The organism is Halomonas sp. ABH4_019, from assembly GCF_056159885.1.
The window spans coordinates 592,573-609,074 of record NZ_JBSWWC010000003.1 but is presented as its reverse complement, the minus strand read 5'-3'; the positions used below and the strand labels follow the sequence as shown (position 1 = coordinate 609,074).

Annotated in this window: 17 protein-coding genes; 6 read left to right on the top strand and 11 right to left on the bottom strand. The window is 69.1% G+C overall.

Annotated elements, in window-relative coordinates; all coding sequences use genetic code 11:
- Positions 1-179: 179 nt before the first annotated feature.
- Positions 180-659: a phosphate-starvation-inducible PsiE family protein gene (locus tag ACXAFN_RS15195; RefSeq protein WP_474989950.1), complete on the top strand. Its 480-nt coding sequence runs from the start codon at positions 180-182 to the stop codon at positions 657-659.
- A 199-nt stretch (positions 660-858) separates the two neighbouring features.
- Here the strand turns inward: ACXAFN_RS15195 and ACXAFN_RS15190 are convergent, their stop codons facing one another.
- The 11 genes from ACXAFN_RS15190 to ACXAFN_RS15140 all read right to left on the bottom strand — a co-directional run bounded on the left by ACXAFN_RS15190 (position 859) and on the right by ACXAFN_RS15140 (position 9,850).
- Positions 859-1,830 (bottom strand): branched-chain amino acid transaminase, encoded by a 972-nt coding sequence (locus ACXAFN_RS15190; RefSeq protein WP_474989948.1) that lies wholly within the window; start codon positions 1,828-1,830, stop codon positions 859-861.
- Positions 1,827-2,969 (bottom strand): class II histone deacetylase, encoded by a 1,143-nt coding sequence (locus tag ACXAFN_RS15185; RefSeq protein WP_474989946.1) that lies wholly within the window; start codon positions 2,967-2,969, stop codon positions 1,827-1,829. The genes ACXAFN_RS15190 and ACXAFN_RS15185 overlap by 4 nt, the downstream gene beginning before the upstream one ends.
- On the bottom strand, positions 2,966-3,907 hold the full coding sequence (lhpI, locus tag ACXAFN_RS15180) for a bifunctional Delta(1)-pyrroline-2-carboxylate/Delta(1)-piperideine-2-carboxylate reductase (protein WP_474989944.1): 942 nt from the start codon (positions 3,905-3,907) through the stop codon (positions 2,966-2,968). Before lhpI ends, ACXAFN_RS15185 begins: the two co-directional genes overlap by 4 nt.
- Position 3,908: 1 nt before the next feature.
- Entirely contained in the window at positions 3,909-4,265 is a 357-nt protein-coding gene (locus tag ACXAFN_RS15175; RefSeq protein ID WP_474989942.1) for a RidA family protein, read from the bottom strand.
- 40 nt (positions 4,266-4,305) lie between these two features.
- Complete coding sequence (locus ACXAFN_RS15170) at positions 4,306-5,340, bottom strand: histone deacetylase family protein (RefSeq protein ID WP_474989940.1); 1,035 nt, start codon at positions 5,338-5,340, stop codon at positions 4,306-4,308.
- A gap of 22 nt (positions 5,341-5,362) precedes the next feature.
- On the bottom strand, positions 5,363-6,640 hold the full coding sequence (locus tag ACXAFN_RS15165; RefSeq protein WP_474989938.1) for a TRAP transporter large permease: 1,278 nt from the start codon (positions 6,638-6,640) through the stop codon (positions 5,363-5,365).
- Positions 6,637-7,182 carry a TRAP transporter small permease gene (locus tag ACXAFN_RS15160; protein WP_474989936.1) on the bottom strand — a complete coding sequence of 182 codons (546 nt, stop codon included), beginning with the start codon at positions 7,180-7,182 and terminating at the stop codon, positions 6,637-6,639. Before ACXAFN_RS15160 ends, ACXAFN_RS15165 begins: the two co-directional genes overlap by 4 nt.
- Before the next feature lie 75 nt (positions 7,183-7,257).
- Positions 7,258-8,334 carry a TRAP transporter substrate-binding protein gene (locus tag ACXAFN_RS15155; RefSeq protein WP_474989934.1) on the bottom strand — a complete coding sequence of 359 codons (1,077 nt, stop codon included), beginning with the start codon at positions 8,332-8,334 and terminating at the stop codon, positions 7,258-7,260.
- 135 nt (positions 8,335-8,469) lie between these two features.
- Positions 8,470-9,243: a helix-turn-helix domain-containing protein gene (locus ACXAFN_RS15150; protein WP_474989932.1), complete on the bottom strand. Its 774-nt coding sequence runs from the start codon at positions 9,241-9,243 to the stop codon at positions 8,470-8,472.
- 84 nt (positions 9,244-9,327) lie between these two features.
- On the bottom strand, positions 9,328-9,654 hold the full coding sequence (locus ACXAFN_RS15145) for a hypothetical protein (protein WP_474989930.1): 327 nt from the start codon (positions 9,652-9,654) through the stop codon (positions 9,328-9,330).
- A gap of 1 nt (position 9,655) precedes the next feature.
- Positions 9,656-9,850, bottom strand: coding sequence for a hypothetical protein (locus ACXAFN_RS15140; protein WP_474989928.1), 195 nt, complete (start codon positions 9,848-9,850; stop codon positions 9,656-9,658).
- 327 nt (positions 9,851-10,177) lie between these two features.
- On the opposite strand from ACXAFN_RS15140, the gene ACXAFN_RS15135 reads away from it, so the two are divergent.
- From ACXAFN_RS15135 to ACXAFN_RS15115, 5 genes are all read left to right on the top strand, one after another.
- On the top strand, positions 10,178-11,353 hold the full coding sequence (locus tag ACXAFN_RS15135; protein ID WP_474989926.1) for an alcohol dehydrogenase catalytic domain-containing protein: 1,176 nt from the start codon (positions 10,178-10,180) through the stop codon (positions 11,351-11,353).
- Complete coding sequence (locus ACXAFN_RS15130; RefSeq protein ID WP_474989924.1) at positions 11,350-12,402, top strand: proline racemase family protein; 1,053 nt, start codon at positions 11,350-11,352, stop codon at positions 12,400-12,402. The genes ACXAFN_RS15135 and ACXAFN_RS15130 overlap by 4 nt, the downstream gene beginning before the upstream one ends.
- A gap of 81 nt (positions 12,403-12,483) precedes the next feature.
- The gene (locus ACXAFN_RS15125) at positions 12,484-12,972 is read left to right on the top strand and encodes a LabA-like NYN domain-containing protein (protein ID WP_474989922.1); all 489 of its coding nucleotides are present in this window, start codon (positions 12,484-12,486) and stop codon (positions 12,970-12,972) included.
- Positions 12,973-13,198: 226 nt separating this feature from the next.
- Positions 13,199-14,938 carry a sodium:solute symporter family protein gene (locus ACXAFN_RS15120; protein WP_474989920.1) on the top strand — a complete coding sequence of 580 codons (1,740 nt, stop codon included), beginning with the start codon at positions 13,199-13,201 and terminating at the stop codon, positions 14,936-14,938.
- A gap of 233 nt (positions 14,939-15,171) precedes the next feature.
- Positions 15,172-16,248, top strand: coding sequence for a patatin-like phospholipase family protein (locus ACXAFN_RS15115; RefSeq protein ID WP_474989918.1), 1,077 nt, complete (start codon positions 15,172-15,174; stop codon positions 16,246-16,248).
- Positions 16,249-16,502: the final 254 nt, after the last annotated feature.

The window sequence follows — 16,502 nt, the reverse complement described above, 5'->3', positions numbered from 1 at the left end:
CCACACGCTTTGCCAGGGATGCCAGGGGCAGGACGCCCCTCAGGGACGCCGATCTCGGCATCGGGACGATGCCCAGGGAGGATGGAGATGTCGCCACGACGCCCTGCGTCGTGGCGTTTTTATTGGCGAACGCCCGGGCAGGGTGGCAGAGTGCTCTAAGGCCCGCCAGGAGAGACGCCATGAGCACGGAGCCCGAGACTCCCAAGGTGCCACGCCAGCGACTCGTCCACGACGAACTCCCCGAGGAGCACGACGATCCGCTGATCGGCATCCTGCATCGCGTCATACGCGTCGGCGTCAAGGTCATGGCGGTACTGATGGTGCTGGTGATTCTATGGGGCATCTTCGACGTCATCTACGTCCTCTACCAGCAGCTCGCCTCCCCGCCCTTCCTGCTGCTCGAGGTCGGCGATATCTTCCGGCTGTTCGGCGCCTTCATGGTGGTGCTGATCGCCATCGAGATCTTCATCAATATCCGGCTCTATCTCGGTACCAGCGTGCTGCCCATCCAGTTGGTGATCGCCACCGCGCTGATGGCCATCGCCCGGAAGGTGATCGTGCTGGACATCGAGACCGTCTCGGCCGAATACGTCCTGGCCATCGCCGCCGTGGTCCTGGCGCTGGGCGTCACCCACTGGCTCGTCGCCCGCAAGTCCTAGGCTTTGTCTGAAAAGCCGGTGAGCGAAGGCTAGACAAGGCAAAAATCGGTGAAAAGACGGAGTTTACAGGTAGTAAATGAGTACTTTGAGCCGATTTTTAACGCCGTATAGCCGAGCGCAGGCACTTTTCAGACATTGCCTAGTGTCTTGACATGCCTAACCCGAGCCCACTGCGACAACAGCACTCCCCCCAATGGGCTCAGGCGGGCGTCAGCCAGTCACCGAAGCCCGTCAGGTCGTCGCCCAACTCACCTCGGGTGACCCGCCGATAGAGCCACTGCAGGCGCGCGGTCGCAGAGTCATCGGCGATCGGCTCGCCGGGGGGCGGTGCTCCCGCTCTCGCCCCGATATGGCGGCCGTCCAGCTCGCGCAGCGGCAGGATCTCGGCCGCGGTGCCGGTGAGGAAGGCCTCGTCGGCCACATATAGCTCATCGCGGGTGATTCGCCGCTCCACCACCTCGAGCCCCATCGCTTCCCGGGCCAGGCGGATGACGCTGTCGCGGGTGATGCCCTGCAGGCAGGAGGTGATCTCCGGGGTATGCAGGACGCCGTCGCGCAGCAGGAAGACGTTGGCCGCCGAGGCCTCGGCCACGTAGCCCTCGGGATCGAGCATCAGGGTCTCGTCGAAGCCCGCCTTCACCGCCGTGTTGAGCGCCAGCATCGCGTTCACATAGTGGCCGTTGGTCTTGGCCCGACACAGGCTGATATTGACGTGGTGGCGCGCCCAGGAGGACGTCAGCGCCCGCAGACCGACGCTCGATGCCTGCGGCGAGACATAATCGCCGAGGTCCCAGGCGGCAATCATCACGTGGCTGGTCAACCCCTTGGCACGCAGGCCCAGGCCTTCGGCGCCCAGATAGACGGTCGGCTTCAGGTAGGCGTTGGTCAGGCCGTTGCGCGTCAGGCACTCGCGCTGGGCCGAGATCAGGGCCTCGGCGTCGTGAGATAACGGTATATCCAGGGCGTGAGCGCTATCCAGCAACCGCCGGGTATGCTCGGCGACCCGGAACAGGGACGGACGGCCATCCGGGCCCTCATAGGCCCGCACGCCCTCGAAGCAGCCCATGCCATAGTGCAGGGTGTGGGTCAGCAGATGGGTCCCGGCCTCACGCCAGGGCAGCCAGTCGCCGTCTCGCCACAGCCAGCCGTCGCGGTCATAAAGGGGCGTCATGGGATTCTCTCGTCGGGGGAAGGATGAGCGAACCAGCGATCGCGCCAGTCGTCGATCAGGGCCCGCTGATGGGGCTGCAGGGCCTGGTAGCCCCAGGCGGCGATCTCGTCGTTCTGGGGGTCCGGCACGGCGATCTCGCTGCCCGCCAGGGCCTCGATCACCGCGTGTCCGCAGAAGGGCACGTAGCCTTCCGAATAGCCGCCCTCGTGGATCATCACCAGCCGCCCGCCACAGACGCGCTCGGCCAGCGCCATGAGCCGGCGGGTCATCTCGCCGAAGGCCCGGCCGTTGAGCAGCATCTTGCCCAGCGGATCCTTGGCGCAGGCGTCATAGCCGCAGGCGACCACGATCAGCTCGGGCCGGAAGGCCTCGAGGGCCGGCAGCACCAGGGCCTCCATGGCATGGGCATAGGCCCCCAGGCCGCAGCCTGGCGGCAGCGGCAGGTTCAGGCAGGCGCCCCGCCCCGCTCCCTCGCCCTGCTCCTCGAAGGCGCCGGTGTCCAGCGGGTAGTTGCCGGCCTGGTGGATCGACACCGTGAAGACCTCGGGGTCGGCGTAGAAGGCCGACTGCTGGCCGTTGCCGTGGTGGACGTCCCAGTCGAGGATCGCCACTCGCCCCACCTGGCCGAGCGCCCGGGCGCGCCTCACCGCCACCGGGATGTTGCCCAGCAGGCAGAAGCCGCGCCCGCGGTCGGCCTCGGCGTGATGCCCCGGCGGGCGGCACAGCGCATAGGCGTTGGTCAGCCCGCCGATGGCCACCGCCTCGACCGCCGCCACGGCGAGCCCGGCGGACTGGCACGCCGCCGCCAGGCTGCCCGGCGTGTAGGGCGCGCAGTCCCCGGCGTCGCCGCCGCGGTCGCGATCGCCGGCCGCCAGGGCCTCCAGATAGCGCACGGTATGGAAGCGCTCGAGGTCCTCCCGCGTCGCGGGCGGCGCCTTGCGCATCGCGAGCTCGTCGATCAGCCCCGAGACCTCGAGCAGGTTCTTGAGCCGCCGCTTGCTCTCCGCACTCTCCGACGCCGGCTGGGGCTGACGGAACTCGCCCGGGGAGGCGAACACCCCGATGGCGCCGGGATCGTGCCAGAAGCAGCGCTCGTGCCAGAAGAAGCCCGTGGCGGGCCTCGTCGTCCCGGCCGTCATGGGCCCGCCTCCTGGCGCTCCCAGACCTCGATGGCGGCCGCCAGGTCCTCCAGCGAGGCGCCCACCGACTTGAACACCGTGATGGCCTCGTCGCCGCTGCGGCCGGGCTTTCGACCATCCAGCAGTTCGGCCAGCTCGCCGCGCAGCGCGTCGAAGGCGAAGGCGCCCTCGTCCACGGCCTGGAGGATATCCCCGGCCTCGCCCCGGGCCCCGGCGTAGGTGTCGACGAACACCTCGCCGCGTCGCAGGCACTCGGCGTCGGTCTCGCGCATGGTCGGCCGGAAAGCGCCGATCAGGTCGAGGTGGGTGCCCGGCGACAGCCAGTCGCCGCGAACCAGCGGCTCGCTGGACAGCGTCACGCAGCTGACCAGGTCGGCCTCGCGGGTCGCCGCCTCCAGGTCGGTGACCGCCGCGGTATCGAAGCGATCCGCATACTCGGCGGCCAGGCGCTCGGCCTTGTCGGGATGCCGGCCCCAGATGCGTACCCGGCGAATCGGCCGCACCGCCGCGTGCGCTTCGATGACCATCGGCGCCAGCTTGCCGGTGCCCACCACCAGCAGGGACTCGGCGTCCGCCCGGGCCAGTTCGCGCGCCGCCAGCGCCGAGGCCGCGGCGGTGCGCCGCCGGGTCAGCTCGCTGCCGTCGATGCAGGCCAGCGGTCGGCCGTGCTCGCCCTCGCTGAGCAGGTAGACGCCGGCAATCGCCGGCAGGCCATGATCGGCGTTCTGGGGAAAGACGTTGACCATCTTCACCCCGATGTAGCCGGCCCGCTCCCAGGCCGGCATCAGCAGCAGGGTAGCCTCGCCGTCGGGGCGATGCATGGCGTGGTGATGCCTCGGCGGCGACTCCACCCCCTCGCGGAAGGTGACGGCCAGCCGCTCCACCAGCGCCGGCCAGGCCAGCGCCGCGGCCACGTTATCGGCGTCGATGATGCGCATCTCAGGCCTCCGGCAGCGCGGCCACGACCATGATCTCGACCTTCCACTCGGGCCTGGCCAATTGGGCCTCCACGGCGGCCCTCACCGGCGGACGGCCAGGCGCTACCCAGGCATCCCAGGCGGCGTTCATCTCGGCGAACTCGCTCATGCTGGTCACCCAGATCTGGGCGGAGACGAGGTGTTCCTTGGCGGTGCCCGCCTTGGCCAGCAGCGCGTCGATGCGCGCCAGCACCTGCTCGGTCTGGCCGCGCATGCCCGCGCCGGCATCGGTAGGCACCTGACCGGCCAGGTAGACGGTGCCGTTGTGGACGACGATCTGGCTCATGCGCTCGTTGCTGTCGTGGTGGCTCAGGCTCATGGCGTGTCTCTCTTCTCTCGCGTTCTCTGTCGGGACGCCCTCAGGCGCCTTGGAAGCCACCCATGAAGGCGGCCAGGTTATGGCTCAGGTGCTCAGTGGGATAACCGCCCTCCTGCACCAGCACCGTGGGCAGGTCGAGCGCCGCCAGGCGTCGGCCCACGGCGGTGAAGTCCGCGGTTTCCAGGGCCAGGCCGGCCAGCGGGTCGGCGCGGTGGGCGTCGAGGCCCAGGGCCACCACCACCACCGCGGGGCGGAACTCGGTGAGGCGTTCGACCAGGGTGTCCAGGGCGGCCAGGAAGGCCACGCCGTCGCTGCCCACCGGCAGCGGCAGGTTGAGGTTGGCGCCGTGTCCCGCGCCCTCGCCGACCTCGTCGGCGCCGCCCCAGAAGAACGGATAGAAGTCCGCCGGGTCGGCGTGCAGCGAGCCGGTCCAGACGTCGCCGTCGGCGTAGAAGATGTCCTGGGTGCCGTTGCCGTGGTGCAGGTCGACGTCGAGGACCGCCACCCGGGGAAAGCGCTCGCGCAGCAGCGTCGCCGCCAGGGCGGCGTTGTTGAGAAAGCAGAAGCCCCCGGCCCGCTCCGGGCCGGCGTGGTGGCCGGGTGGGCGGCACAGCGCATAGGCGGCGTGCTCGCCGCCGGCCACCGCCTCGGCGGCGGCCTGGGCGGTGGCGGCGCTGGCGAGGATACCGGCGAAGCTGTCGGCGGTGATCGGACAGGCCATGTCGTGCAAGTGCCAGCCGGCCTGGCCCACCGGATGGCGCGGGTAGTGGTGGCCGCCGCCGCAGGGATGCACGTTGGGTGCGACGATCTCCGCGGCATCCGGCATCGCCCGCCAACGGGCATGGATGGTCTCCAGGAAATCGAGGTAGCGCGGGGTATGGATGCGCGCCAGGCGCTCGCGCAGCCGCGCGCCGTCGGCCTCGGCGGGAGACGTGAGCGCGAGCCCGGCCGCGGCCAGCCCCTCGCCCAGCAGCTCGGCCCTCACCGGTCCCTCGGGTGAAGGCGCCGGCCGGCCCCGCAGCAGGAAGGTCTCCGGGGCGTGTCGCTCCTGGTCGGGATGGTAGAAGAGCTTCATGGACCTGTCCTTGTCACGGGGCTCAGTCGAGCAGCGAGGGAATCCAGGTGGACAGCGACGGGAACACCGCCAGCAGCACCACCACCGAGATGAAGGCCGCGTAGAACGGCAGCGAGGCGACGATGGCCCGCTCGTAGGGCACCTCGGCGATGCGCGCCGCGGTCATCAGCGTCATGCCCACCGGCGGGGTGACGTTGGCGATGTTGAGCGTGACGATCATCACGATGGCGAAGTGCAGCGGGTCGAAGCCCAGCGAGACCATGGCCGGCACTACCACCGGGCCGATCACCACCAGCGCCGGCAGCACGTCCATCACGGTGCCGAGCACGATCAGCAGCAGGCACACCAGCATGATCTGGACGAAGGGCACGTCGCTGAGCGTGGTGATCAGGGTCGCGGCCTCTCGGGCGATGCCCGAGCGGGTCACGAACCAGCCCAGCACCGCCGAGGTGGCCAGCAGGAAGAACACCACCCCGGAGAACTTCACCGTGGTGACTAGCGCCAGCCAGACCTTGTGCAGCGTCAGGTTGCGGTAGAAGACCATGCCGATGAACAGGGCGTAGACCGCCGCGAAGCCCGAGGCCTCGGTGATGGTGGTCATGCCGGAGAGGATCCCGCCGAGGATGATCAGCGGCACCAGCATGGCCGGCAGCGCCGAGAGAAAGGCGAACACCGCCACGCGGACCGGCGTGCCGGCCTGCTTGGGATAGCCGCGCCACCAGGCCAGCACGATGCTGGTCACCAGCAGCGCCAGGGTCATCAGCACGCCGGGCAGGATGCCGCCGGCAAACAGGTCGATCACCGAGATGTCGCGCAGCAGGGTGGCGTAGACCACCATCACCACGCTGGGCGGGATGATCGGGCCGATGATCGACGAACAGGCGGTGATGGCCGCGGCGTATTCGGCGTCGTAGCCCTGCTTCTTCATCTCCGGGATCATGATCTTGCCGATCGCCACGGTATCGGTGATCGCCGCCCCGGTGAGGCCGGCGAAGAACAGCGACACCGTGACGTTGACGTGGGACAGCGCCCCGCGAACGCGCCCGAACAAGGCGTTGTTGAAGGCGATCAGCTTTTGGGTCAGCCCGCCCTGGTTCATCAGCTCGGCGGTGAAGATGAAGTACGGCACGGCGATCAGCATGTAGCCGGAGACCCCGGAGAACATGCGATCGGCGATGATGCCGACCAGGCGTTCGCCGCCCAGCGAATACACGCCGGCGACGCCGGAGATGGCCATGACCACGGCCACCGGGGCGCCGATCAGCAGCACCAGGACGAAGGCGATGATGGCGGGAGTCATGGGCGGGCCTCCTCGTCGTTGGCGTGGATCGCCTCCTCGATCGCCGCAGACTCGTCGACGAAATGCTCGAGCAGGCCGAAGCCCTGCACCAGGTGCAGCAGGAAGATCGCCCCGGACAGCGGCACGGCGATGGCCGTCCACTTGCGGGATATCTGGAGGTTGTCGGACACCATGTAGACCTGGGTGGCATTCTGGAAGAAGCCCCAGCCATACCAGATCACCAGCAGCGCGAAGCCCGCCATCACGACGAGCGTGAGCCCGGCGCACAGCCTGACCAGCGCCTCGGGCAGCAGGCGCATCAGCAGCGTCATGGCCACGTGCTCGCCGGCGTGCAGGGCGATGGTAGATGACAGCAGGCCGATCCACGGCAGGAACAGCCGCGCCAGCGAGTAGGTCCAGCTCAGGGCATCGCCGGTGAACAGGGTGTACAGGAAGCCCGTGAAGGAGATGGCCAGCATGCCGAGGATACAGGCCACGCACACCACGATGGCGGCCCGATTGACGGCATCACTGACCCGACGGGCCGAGGTTGTCAGGCTCATGGGCGCTCCGGCGGCGGTCATGGGCGACGGGGCGACGCTGGGGCCGCCCCGTCGTGGCGGGCGATGGCCGGAGGATCACTGGCCGTAGCGCTGGTAGGCCTGCTCGGGCAGCGATTCGCGCAGCGACTGCACCTCGGCCAGCAGGTCGTCGACCAGCTGCGGGTCGGCGCCGAAGTCCTCGACGATCCAGGTGCGCCAGGCCGGACGGGCGATCTCGGCCATGCGCTGGCGCTCGTCGGTGGGCATGATGTAGCACTCCTCGAACAGCTCGCAGGACTTCTGCCAGCTGGCCGTGGCGAGCATCGCCGAGGCCCCGTGGCTGAGCGCCACCGCCTCGCGGGCGGCCCCGGTCACGATGCGCCGGTAGTCCTCGGGCAGTTCCTGGAACCAGCTCTCGCTGACCACCCAGGAGGCGCTGTTGTACACGTGGCCGGTCAGGGTGGTGTAGTCGGTGACCTCGTCCAGCCCGTAGGTGGTGTTGATCACCGGGGCGTTGAACTGGCCGTCGGCCAGGCCGGTCTCCAGGGCGGTGATCAGCTCGCCCCAGGGCAGCGGCGTGGCCGAGGCGCCCAGCGCCTTCATGGTCGCCACGTGGGCCGGGTTCTCCTCGGTGCGGATGTTGAGCCCCTCGAGGTCATCGACGGTCTCGATCAGGCGCTCGTTGTTGGTGAAGGCCACGAAGCCGCCGCCGTCGTCGAAGGTGCCCAGGTAGCGCATGTCGGCGGCCTCGACGGTGCCGGCCATGAAGTTCGCGAACCACTCGCCGTCGAAGAACGCCCAGGCCTGGCGCCAGTTGTCGAACAGGAAGGGGGCGGTGACCACCTGGTAGTCCGGATAGAAGGACGACATGGCCCCCGAGGTGAGGATGCTCGACTGCAGGGCGCGCCCGCCGGCCTGGACCTGGGAGCCGGTCTCCACCTCCGAGCCCATCTGGCCACCGCCGAAGATCGAGACCGCGAGGTCGCCCTCGGTCTGCGACTCCACCTGCTCCTTGAAGTGCACCAGGGCGGGATAGATGCTGTTGTTGGTCAGGTTCTCGGGGATCAGGGTGGCGATGGCCATCTCGTAGGACTGGGCCTGCGCCTGGGTAACGGCCAGGGCCAGGGGCAATACGGCGCATGCCGCCAGTCGGGGAAGCGTCTGGGTTGTCATCGTCTCGACCTCTTGTGGTTGTTATCGAGCCGGGCCGCAAAGGCCCGACGCCGGTGACTGAACCTCAAGGTAGGTCGGGCGCCCGCCGCCTGCTTGCCCGAGGCTGCGGCCTGCTTGCCCCAGGCTACTGAACCCTCACGACCGGCGACGCTCCCGGGAGGGGGCGATCTCGAACCGGCGACGGTAGGCGCGGGAGAAACTGCCCTGGTCGCGAAAGCCTACCAGGGCCGCGATATGGCCCAGGCTCAGGTCGCTGTGATGGACCAGGGTGCGGGCGTGCTCCAGGCGGCGCCGCTGGACGTAGGCCTGCGGGGTCAGGCCGGTGCGCTCGCGGAAACGGGCATGGAAGTGCCCGACGCTCAGCGCGCACAGCGCCGCCAGGCGCTCGACCCGGATCTCATCGGCCAGGTGGCGGTCGATCCAGGCATCCAGGCGAGCCAGGTCGAGCCGCCCCTCGTCGGCCTCGGCCAGGATCGCGCCACCCGTCGACGGCTCGACGGCCAGGTGCAGGTAGAGCGCACGCAGCAGCAGCGCCGCGATCTCGCTGTGCAGCGCAGGGCAGGCCTCGAGCTGCAGCATCAGGCTGTCGGCCAGCCGATTGAGCCGCGGCGGCACGCCGAAGAAGCGCGGGCGGTCGAAGAGCCGCTCGATGCGCTCGCCGTCGCGCAAGCCGGGCAGGGTCACGGCGGGAATATCCAGCACGAAGGTCCGGTTGCGCCCGTCACCGCGATACTCGTGGTGGCGGGCACAGGGAATCAGGCATCCCCGTGCGCCGGTGATGCGCTCGCCCTGCCCCTCGATGGAGAGCTCGGTGGCGCCCCGGGTCGCCAGGATCAGCTGGTGATGGTCGTGGGCGTGGGCCACATGCTCGCGTTCGAGGGTGGTGGCCCGCAGGTCGAAAAGAGACATGGCGTCCTGCCGGAGACTCGTCGATGACGCCCTTTAACATGGGCCGAGCCGACCGAGAACGCAACCGGCGGTCCCCGGTGCGGCTCAGCAGCGCCCTTGCATGGCGAGCCCCGGCGGGCAGAAGCGCGAGCGGTGGCGGCCGTCGCGATGATGGCGATGGCGCCGATGATGGGCGCGACGCTTCCCGTCATCGCGATCGTGATAGTGGCGATCGTGACGATGCCGGCGTTCATGATGACGGCGCTCATGGTGGCGATGGCCGTCGTGATAGCCGCCGAACTCCACCAGCGGGCCGGTATCGATGCGCGCCGGCGTATAGCTGCAGCCGGCCACCATCAGGGCCGCCGCCAGCCCCAGGGCGATGACGGCTCGCCTGCCGACACACGACAGGCCGCGCCCCTCTTCCGCCACCTCAGCAGCGCCCCTTCTTGGCCTGACCCGGCGGGCAGAAGCCGCCGCCGTGGCGATGACGATCATGGTCATGGTCGTGACGATCGCCGAATTCCACCAGCGGCTCGGCGTCGATTCGTGCGGGGGTATAGCTGCAGCCGGCCATGACGGTGGCGGCACTCAGCAGAATCACGGACATCAGCAGGCGATATGACATGGGGCCTCCTCGGCGAGATGAATGGCCACCATTCTAGCGAAGCCTCTATGCCTTACCCATGTGGCACGACGGCGACAGGCGTGTCGCCGCCGAAAGACAGTTCGCTCACCCTCTCCTCGCCAGAGGACGACATCGCCCGTGTCGCGCCCCTCCTCTTCACGATCGCCTCGTCCACATGCCGACACCCCAGGGCTCGCGCTCAGCGCCGTGCCAAAACCGAAAAAACCCCCAATGCCGCGGCAATAAATCGAAAAAAACCCCTGATGGTGCGCGCCGGCGACTTTGCTATCGTCGCCCTTGAATCCACCCCAGACGAGGAGTTTGCCGATGGGCGCAGCGTCCCTGCCCGCTCAGGTCCCCCCCACCATGGCCGCCATGCGGCTGGTCGGTCACGGCGACGTGGACCAGCTGGTCTTCGATGAGTCCGTGCCCACACCGCGCCCCGGTCCCGGCGAGGTGCTGGTGAAGGTCACCGCCACCGCCAAGAACAACACCGACCGCAAGGCGCGCGAGGGCCTCTACCCCACCAAGGACCAGGGCGACGTGACCTCGTTCGCCATGGGCGGCTCACCGACCCTGACCTTCCCGCGCATCCAGGGCGCCGACGTGGTCGGCCGGGTGGCCGCCGTGGGCGACGGCGTCGATGCCTCGCGCCTGGGGGAGCGTGGCCTGCTGGACTTCAACCTCTACGCCGACGCGCGCCGCGACATCAACCTGACGCCGGACTACTACGGCCACGGCGCCGACGGCGGCTTCGCCGAATACGTCGCCGTGCCCTCCGACCAGTTCCACCACGTGCCGAATCCCGAGCTCGCCGACGCCGAGCTGGCCGCCATGGGCATGTGCTCCTACCAGACCGCCTACCACATGATGACCGCGGCGGGCGTGAAGACCGGCGAACGCATCCTGGTCACCGGCGCCAGCGGCGGCGTGGGCACCGCCCTGATCCAGCTGTGCCGGGTAGTGGGCGCCATTCCCTACGCCCTGAGCCAGCAGGACAAGGCCCCCGCGCTGCTCGAGCTCGGCGCCGAGGCGGTGCTCGACCGCTCCGACATGCACGACTTCGAGGCCAAGGTCAGGGCGGTGACCGGCGGCGCGCCGATCGACGCGGTGATGGACCTGGTCGGCGGCGAGATGACCGATCGCTTCATCGACACCATGATCTTCGACATGAAGGCCCGCGCGAGCTACCCGAGGCTGTCGATCGCCGGGGCCAGCGGCGGCAACGTCAGCGAGATCATGTGGACCCGCATCTACCTCTACCAGGTACAGATCTTCGGCGTTTCCCACGGCACCCGCGAGGAGGCCGAGCAGCTGGTGGAATGGATCCGCGGCGGCCGGCTCAAGCCGGTGCTGCACGCGGCCTTCAGGCTCTCCGACCTGCGCGAGGCGGAGCGCTACTTCGTCAACCGCGGCAGCAACTATTTGGGTAAGATCGTGATCGTCCCCGATGCCGAGTGGGACGAGCACGGCGCCCCCTTCGCCCTCGAGGGAACACCATGAGCAAGCCCGAGCTGAAGATCCGGCTGATGGACACCCACGCCGGCGGCGACGTCAGCCGCATCGTGCTCGGCGGCATCGACCCGCTGCCGGGCGCCACGGTGCGCGACCAGATGCACTACCTGCGCGACGACGCCGACGGCCTGCGCAAGCTGCTGCTCGACGAGCCCTACGGCATCCCCGAGATGTCGGTGGACCTGATCGTGCCGGCCACCGACCCGGAGGCCGAGGCCGGCTACATCATCATGGAGGTGATGGGCTACCCCATCTACTCCGGCTCCAACACCATCTGCACCGCCACGGCGGTGCTGGAAGCCGGCCTGGTGCCCAAGCGCGAGGGCCGCCAGCGCTTCCTGCTGGAATCCCCCGCCGGGCGGGTGCAGATCGAGGCGCTGGTGGAGAACGACGTGGTCGAGGCCATCACCTGCGAGGGGCTGCCGAGCTACATCGACACCTATCGCAGCACCATCCACGTGCCCACCATCGGCGACGTCACCTACAGCGTGGCCTACAGCGGCGGCTTCTATGCGCTGGTCGACGCCGCCGAACTGGGCTTCTCGCTGGTGCGCGAGGAGGAACGCGCGCTGTCGGAATGCGCCTACAAGATCGTCGAGGCGCTGCAGGCCGAGCGCGGTTTCTCCCACTACACCCTGGGCGACGTGGGCCCGCTGCCCTTCCTGCACTTCATGGGCCCCGTGGAACAGGTGGCCGACGACTTCTATCGCTCGCGTTCCACCACCTACGTGCATCCCGGGGTGATCTGCCGCAGCACCACCGGCACCGGCACCTCCGCGCGCCTGGCGCTGATGCATCATGAAGGGCGCATCCGCCCCGGTGACAAGCTCGAGACCGTCTCGCTGCGCGAGACCGGCTTCATCGGCGAGTTCACCGGCACTCGCCTGGAGGGCCAACAGCCGGTGGTGGAGAACACCATTACCGGCAAGGCCTTCGTGCTGGCCCACTCCGACATCGTCATCAACCCCGAGGATCCCATGGTTCGCGACGACAGCGTGTACCATATCCTCGGCTCGCGACACGACGCCGCGAGCTGAGCCAGGCGCGCCGGCTTCGAGCCGGCGCGTTGTCTTCTGCCGCGGCCACGCCGCCCGGCCAACCCTCGCCAAGGGGCCTGCATGCCGAAGGTACTGATCCTGTTGGATGTCCAGAACCTCTACTACACCAGCCGCCAGGCTCATCGTCGCAACGTCGACTACAACACCCTCTGGGCCCGAGCCACCGCAGGACGCCAGGTGAGCCGGGCCTTCGCCTATGCCATCGATCGCGGCGACGAGAAGCAGCGCCAGTTCCAGAACATCCTGCGCGCCATAGGCTTCGAGGTGAGGCTCAAGCCCTTCATCCAGCGCGCCGACGGCTCGGCCAAGGGCGACTGGGACGTGGGCATCACCCTGGACGCCATCGAGCACGCCGGCGAGGTGGACCTGGTGGTGCTGGCCTCCGGCGACGGCGACTTCGCCCCGCTCGTCGACAAGTTGCGCGACAAGTTCGGAGTGGAAGTGGAGGTCTTCGGGGTCCCCGCCTACACCGCCGATGCCCTGATCCGCTCGGCCAGCCGCTTCGTGCCCATCGAGGGCGAGCTGCTGCTGGGCGCTCCCCCACGCTAGCCCGGCACACCAGCGGCGAAACGATCCTCCAGACGCCATGCGTCGGGCGTTTCACAGCCTTCTCGCGGCGCCCCAGTCGCCGCATTGCCCGTCGCGCCGTCTGCTCAGCGCAGACTCCCACCCTCCGATGTCGCATCGACGGCATGCCATGACGCTTCCAGAACGCCTTCCCCGCGGCGGAGCCGCATCATGGTCCCCCACAAATCAATAAATTACGGTTCCTGCCATGGTCTACACCTCCGCCATCCTGCTGAGCCTGATCGGCTACTTCGTCATCGGCCACCTGGCCGGGCGCCGGGTCAAGCACCTCGACGACTATCTGGTCGCCGGGCGCAACGCCCCGACCTTTCTCATCCTCGGCACCCTGGTGGCCAGCTACCTGAGCACCAGCGCCTTCCTCGGCGAAACCGGCTTCGCCTACCAGGGCTATCCCTTCGTGATGCTGATCTTCGCCGCCATCAGCACCTCGGGTTGCCTGCTCGGCGCGCTGGCCTTCGGCCGCTACCTGCGCCGCAGCGGCGCCCTGACGGTGCCGGAGTTCTTCGGCAAGCGCTTCGCCTCGAAGCGCGTGCAACGGATCGCCGGCCTGACCACGGTGCTGGGCCTGGGCGCCTACCTGCTGGGCGTGATGCAGGGCGCGGGCATCATGTTCCAGGAACTCACCGGCCTGCCCTACTGGGTCGGCCTGGTGCTGGTGTGGCTGACCTATACCGGCTTCATCCTCTACTCCGGCTCGCCGGGGGTGATGCTGACCGACACGGTGATGTTCGTGATCTTCTCGGTGGCGGCGCTGGGAGGCTCGCTGTACATCATCCATGACCTGGGCGGCTGGCACGGCGTGGTCGAGGGCCTGCTGGCCCAGGGCGACAAGCCCGGCATCGCCCTGTGGCACGGCGTGCTGCAGGGTGACGAGGCGGCCTTCTCGACGCCCGGCGAGGCCCTGACCTGGGGCCTGACCCTGGGCCTGGTGTGGGCCGCCGTGCTGGCAGCCAGCCCCTGGCAGTCCAGCCGCTACCTGATGGCGCGCAACGAGCAGGTGGTGATGCGCTCGGCGATGCTCACCGCGGTGTCGCTGGCCGTCTTCTACGCCCTGATGATGATGACCGGCGCGGCGATCAACCTGTATGACCCGACGCTGAACGGCGAACGCGCCATGGTGTGGGCGGCCCTCAACGTGCTGCCGACCTGGCTCGGCGTGGTGATCCTCACCGGCGTCTTCGCCGCCGGCCTGTCATCTTGCTCGACCTTCCTGTCGATCATCGGCTTCAGCATCTCCAACGACATCCTGCCCGCCAACCGCAGCGAGGCCTCGGCCATGCGCGCCAGCCGCATCGCGGTGCTGGGCGCCGGCCTGGCCGCCCTGGTGCTGGCGCTGTTCCAGCCGCCGGCGGTGATGGCCGTGGTGTGGTTCGCGGCGACCCTGTTCGCCTCCTCCTGGGGTCCGGTGGCGCTGATGAGCATCTGGAGCCGCCGGATCACCGCCGCCGGCGCCGGCTGGGGCCTGACGGTCGGCTTCGTTGGCAACCTCATCCTGTCGCTGATGGTCCAGGCCGAGTGGATCGCGCTGCCGACCTACCTGCACCCGGTGCTGCTCAGCACCCTGATGGCGCTGGTGGCGATCGTCGTGGCCTCGCGGCTGACCCGGGTCAGCCAGGCCGAGCGCGATTACCTGGCCTTCCTGCATCGCGACGCGGAGCACGAGGCCAGCGGCTGGGCCGCCGGCTCGCGCCGGGTGGCCGTCTTCACCATGCTGGCAGGCGTCGGCGTCGGTGCCTTCCTGTGGCGCCAGTACGCCGTGACGCTGGCCGAACTGGCCGGCCGCTTCGGTATCCCCGAGTCGGCGGTCACCGGCGCCTACGCCCTGGCCGCAGGTTGCGGCGCCATGCTGGTGATCGCCGGCGCCGTGGGCTATCGCGTGGTGCGCTCGCGCGGCGCCGCCCGCCGAGATCTCCCGGCCGAGGCCTGACCGCCACCTTTCGCCATCGAGCGCGGCGCGCCGACCCGGGCGCCTGGCTCGCCATCCCGCCGCTTCACTGCCTGCGCCCATCGTGCCCGACCGGCCGATGGGCGCACTCGGTGCCCACCCCTGCCTCCCCTGTAGCGGCCCTGCGCTCCCGGAGCGTGGCCAGGAAGCCACGGCAAGCATGGCGCGAGCCGTCTACACTGCAACGCAGCATGGACGCCGACACAGGAGCTCGCATGGCTAACCGCATCCCCGCGGCAGACAGGAAACGCATCGACCTGGCCCTGCAGGGCGGCGGCTCCCACGGGGCCCTGACCTGGGGCGTGCTCGACCGCCTGCTGGAGGACGAGCGCCTCGAGATCGACGCCATCAGCGGCACCAGCGCCGGGGCCATGAACGCCGTGATGCTCGCCGACGGCCTGCACCGCAACGGCCGCGACGGCGCCCGCGAGGCGCTGCGAGCCTTCTGGGAGGCGGTGAGCCGCATGGCCCGTTTCTCTCCCCTGCGGCGCACCTTCTGGGACCGCCTGATGGGCAACGATAGCCTCGATTACTCCCCCGGCTACCTGTTCGTGGAGGGGCTGACCCGGCTGGTGGACCCGGGGCGCCTCAACCCGCTGGGCCTCAATCCCCTGCGCGACCTGATCGAGAAGCAGGTCGACTTCGCCCGAGTCAATGCCTGCGGCCAGGTCAAGGTCTTCGTCACCGCCACCAACGTACGCACCGGCCGGGCGACGATCTTTCGCCAACCCGCCCTCTCGGTGGATACCCTGATGGCCTCGGCCTGCCTGCCGACCCTGTTCGCTCCCGTGGAAATCGACGGCGAAGCCTACTGGGACGGCGGCTACAGCGGCAACCCCGCCCTCTATCCGCTGGTCGACAACCGCGGCTGCAGCGACCTGGTGGTGGTGCAGGTCAACCCGCTGGTCCGCCGCAAGCTGCCCGACGGTGCCCGGGAGATCATCAACCGGGTCAACGAGATCACCTTCAACTCGAGCCTGGTCAAGGAACTGCGCAGCATCCGGCTGCTGCAGCGGCTGATCGAGGCCGAGGGCCTGGAGCTCGAGCGCGTCCGTGCCATGCGCCTGCACCTGATCCACGCCGAGCAGGAGGTCGAGGAACTCAGCGCCTCCAGCAAGATGAACGCCGAGTGGGAGTTCATCTCGCGGCTGCACGACCAGGGACGCGCCTGGGCCGACCGCTGGCTGGCCGAGCACTTCGAGGCCATCGGCCGGCACTCCACCTTCGATCTGGACGCCGTCTTCGACGACACCTTCGCCGCACCGCTGACTCGACCGGATAACGCCGACTGACCAAGCCGGTCTTGCATGTCGTGAACTCGTCCAGCACCAGGGGTCCGAGCATTATTCGTGAGATCTCCGAAAGCCCTGCCTATGTCCTGACGGGGGCGATCTCACAACCGACCCTCGGTCATTCCCCCTCCTAGCACGCCGGCTCGCTGCGCATGACGATGACCTGGCGCTCCGGGCTCGACGCGCAGCGCATCGTGCCGCCGGCCGACATTAGCCGCCGCCTCGCGTTTCTGGCACTATCCCATGCCATCACG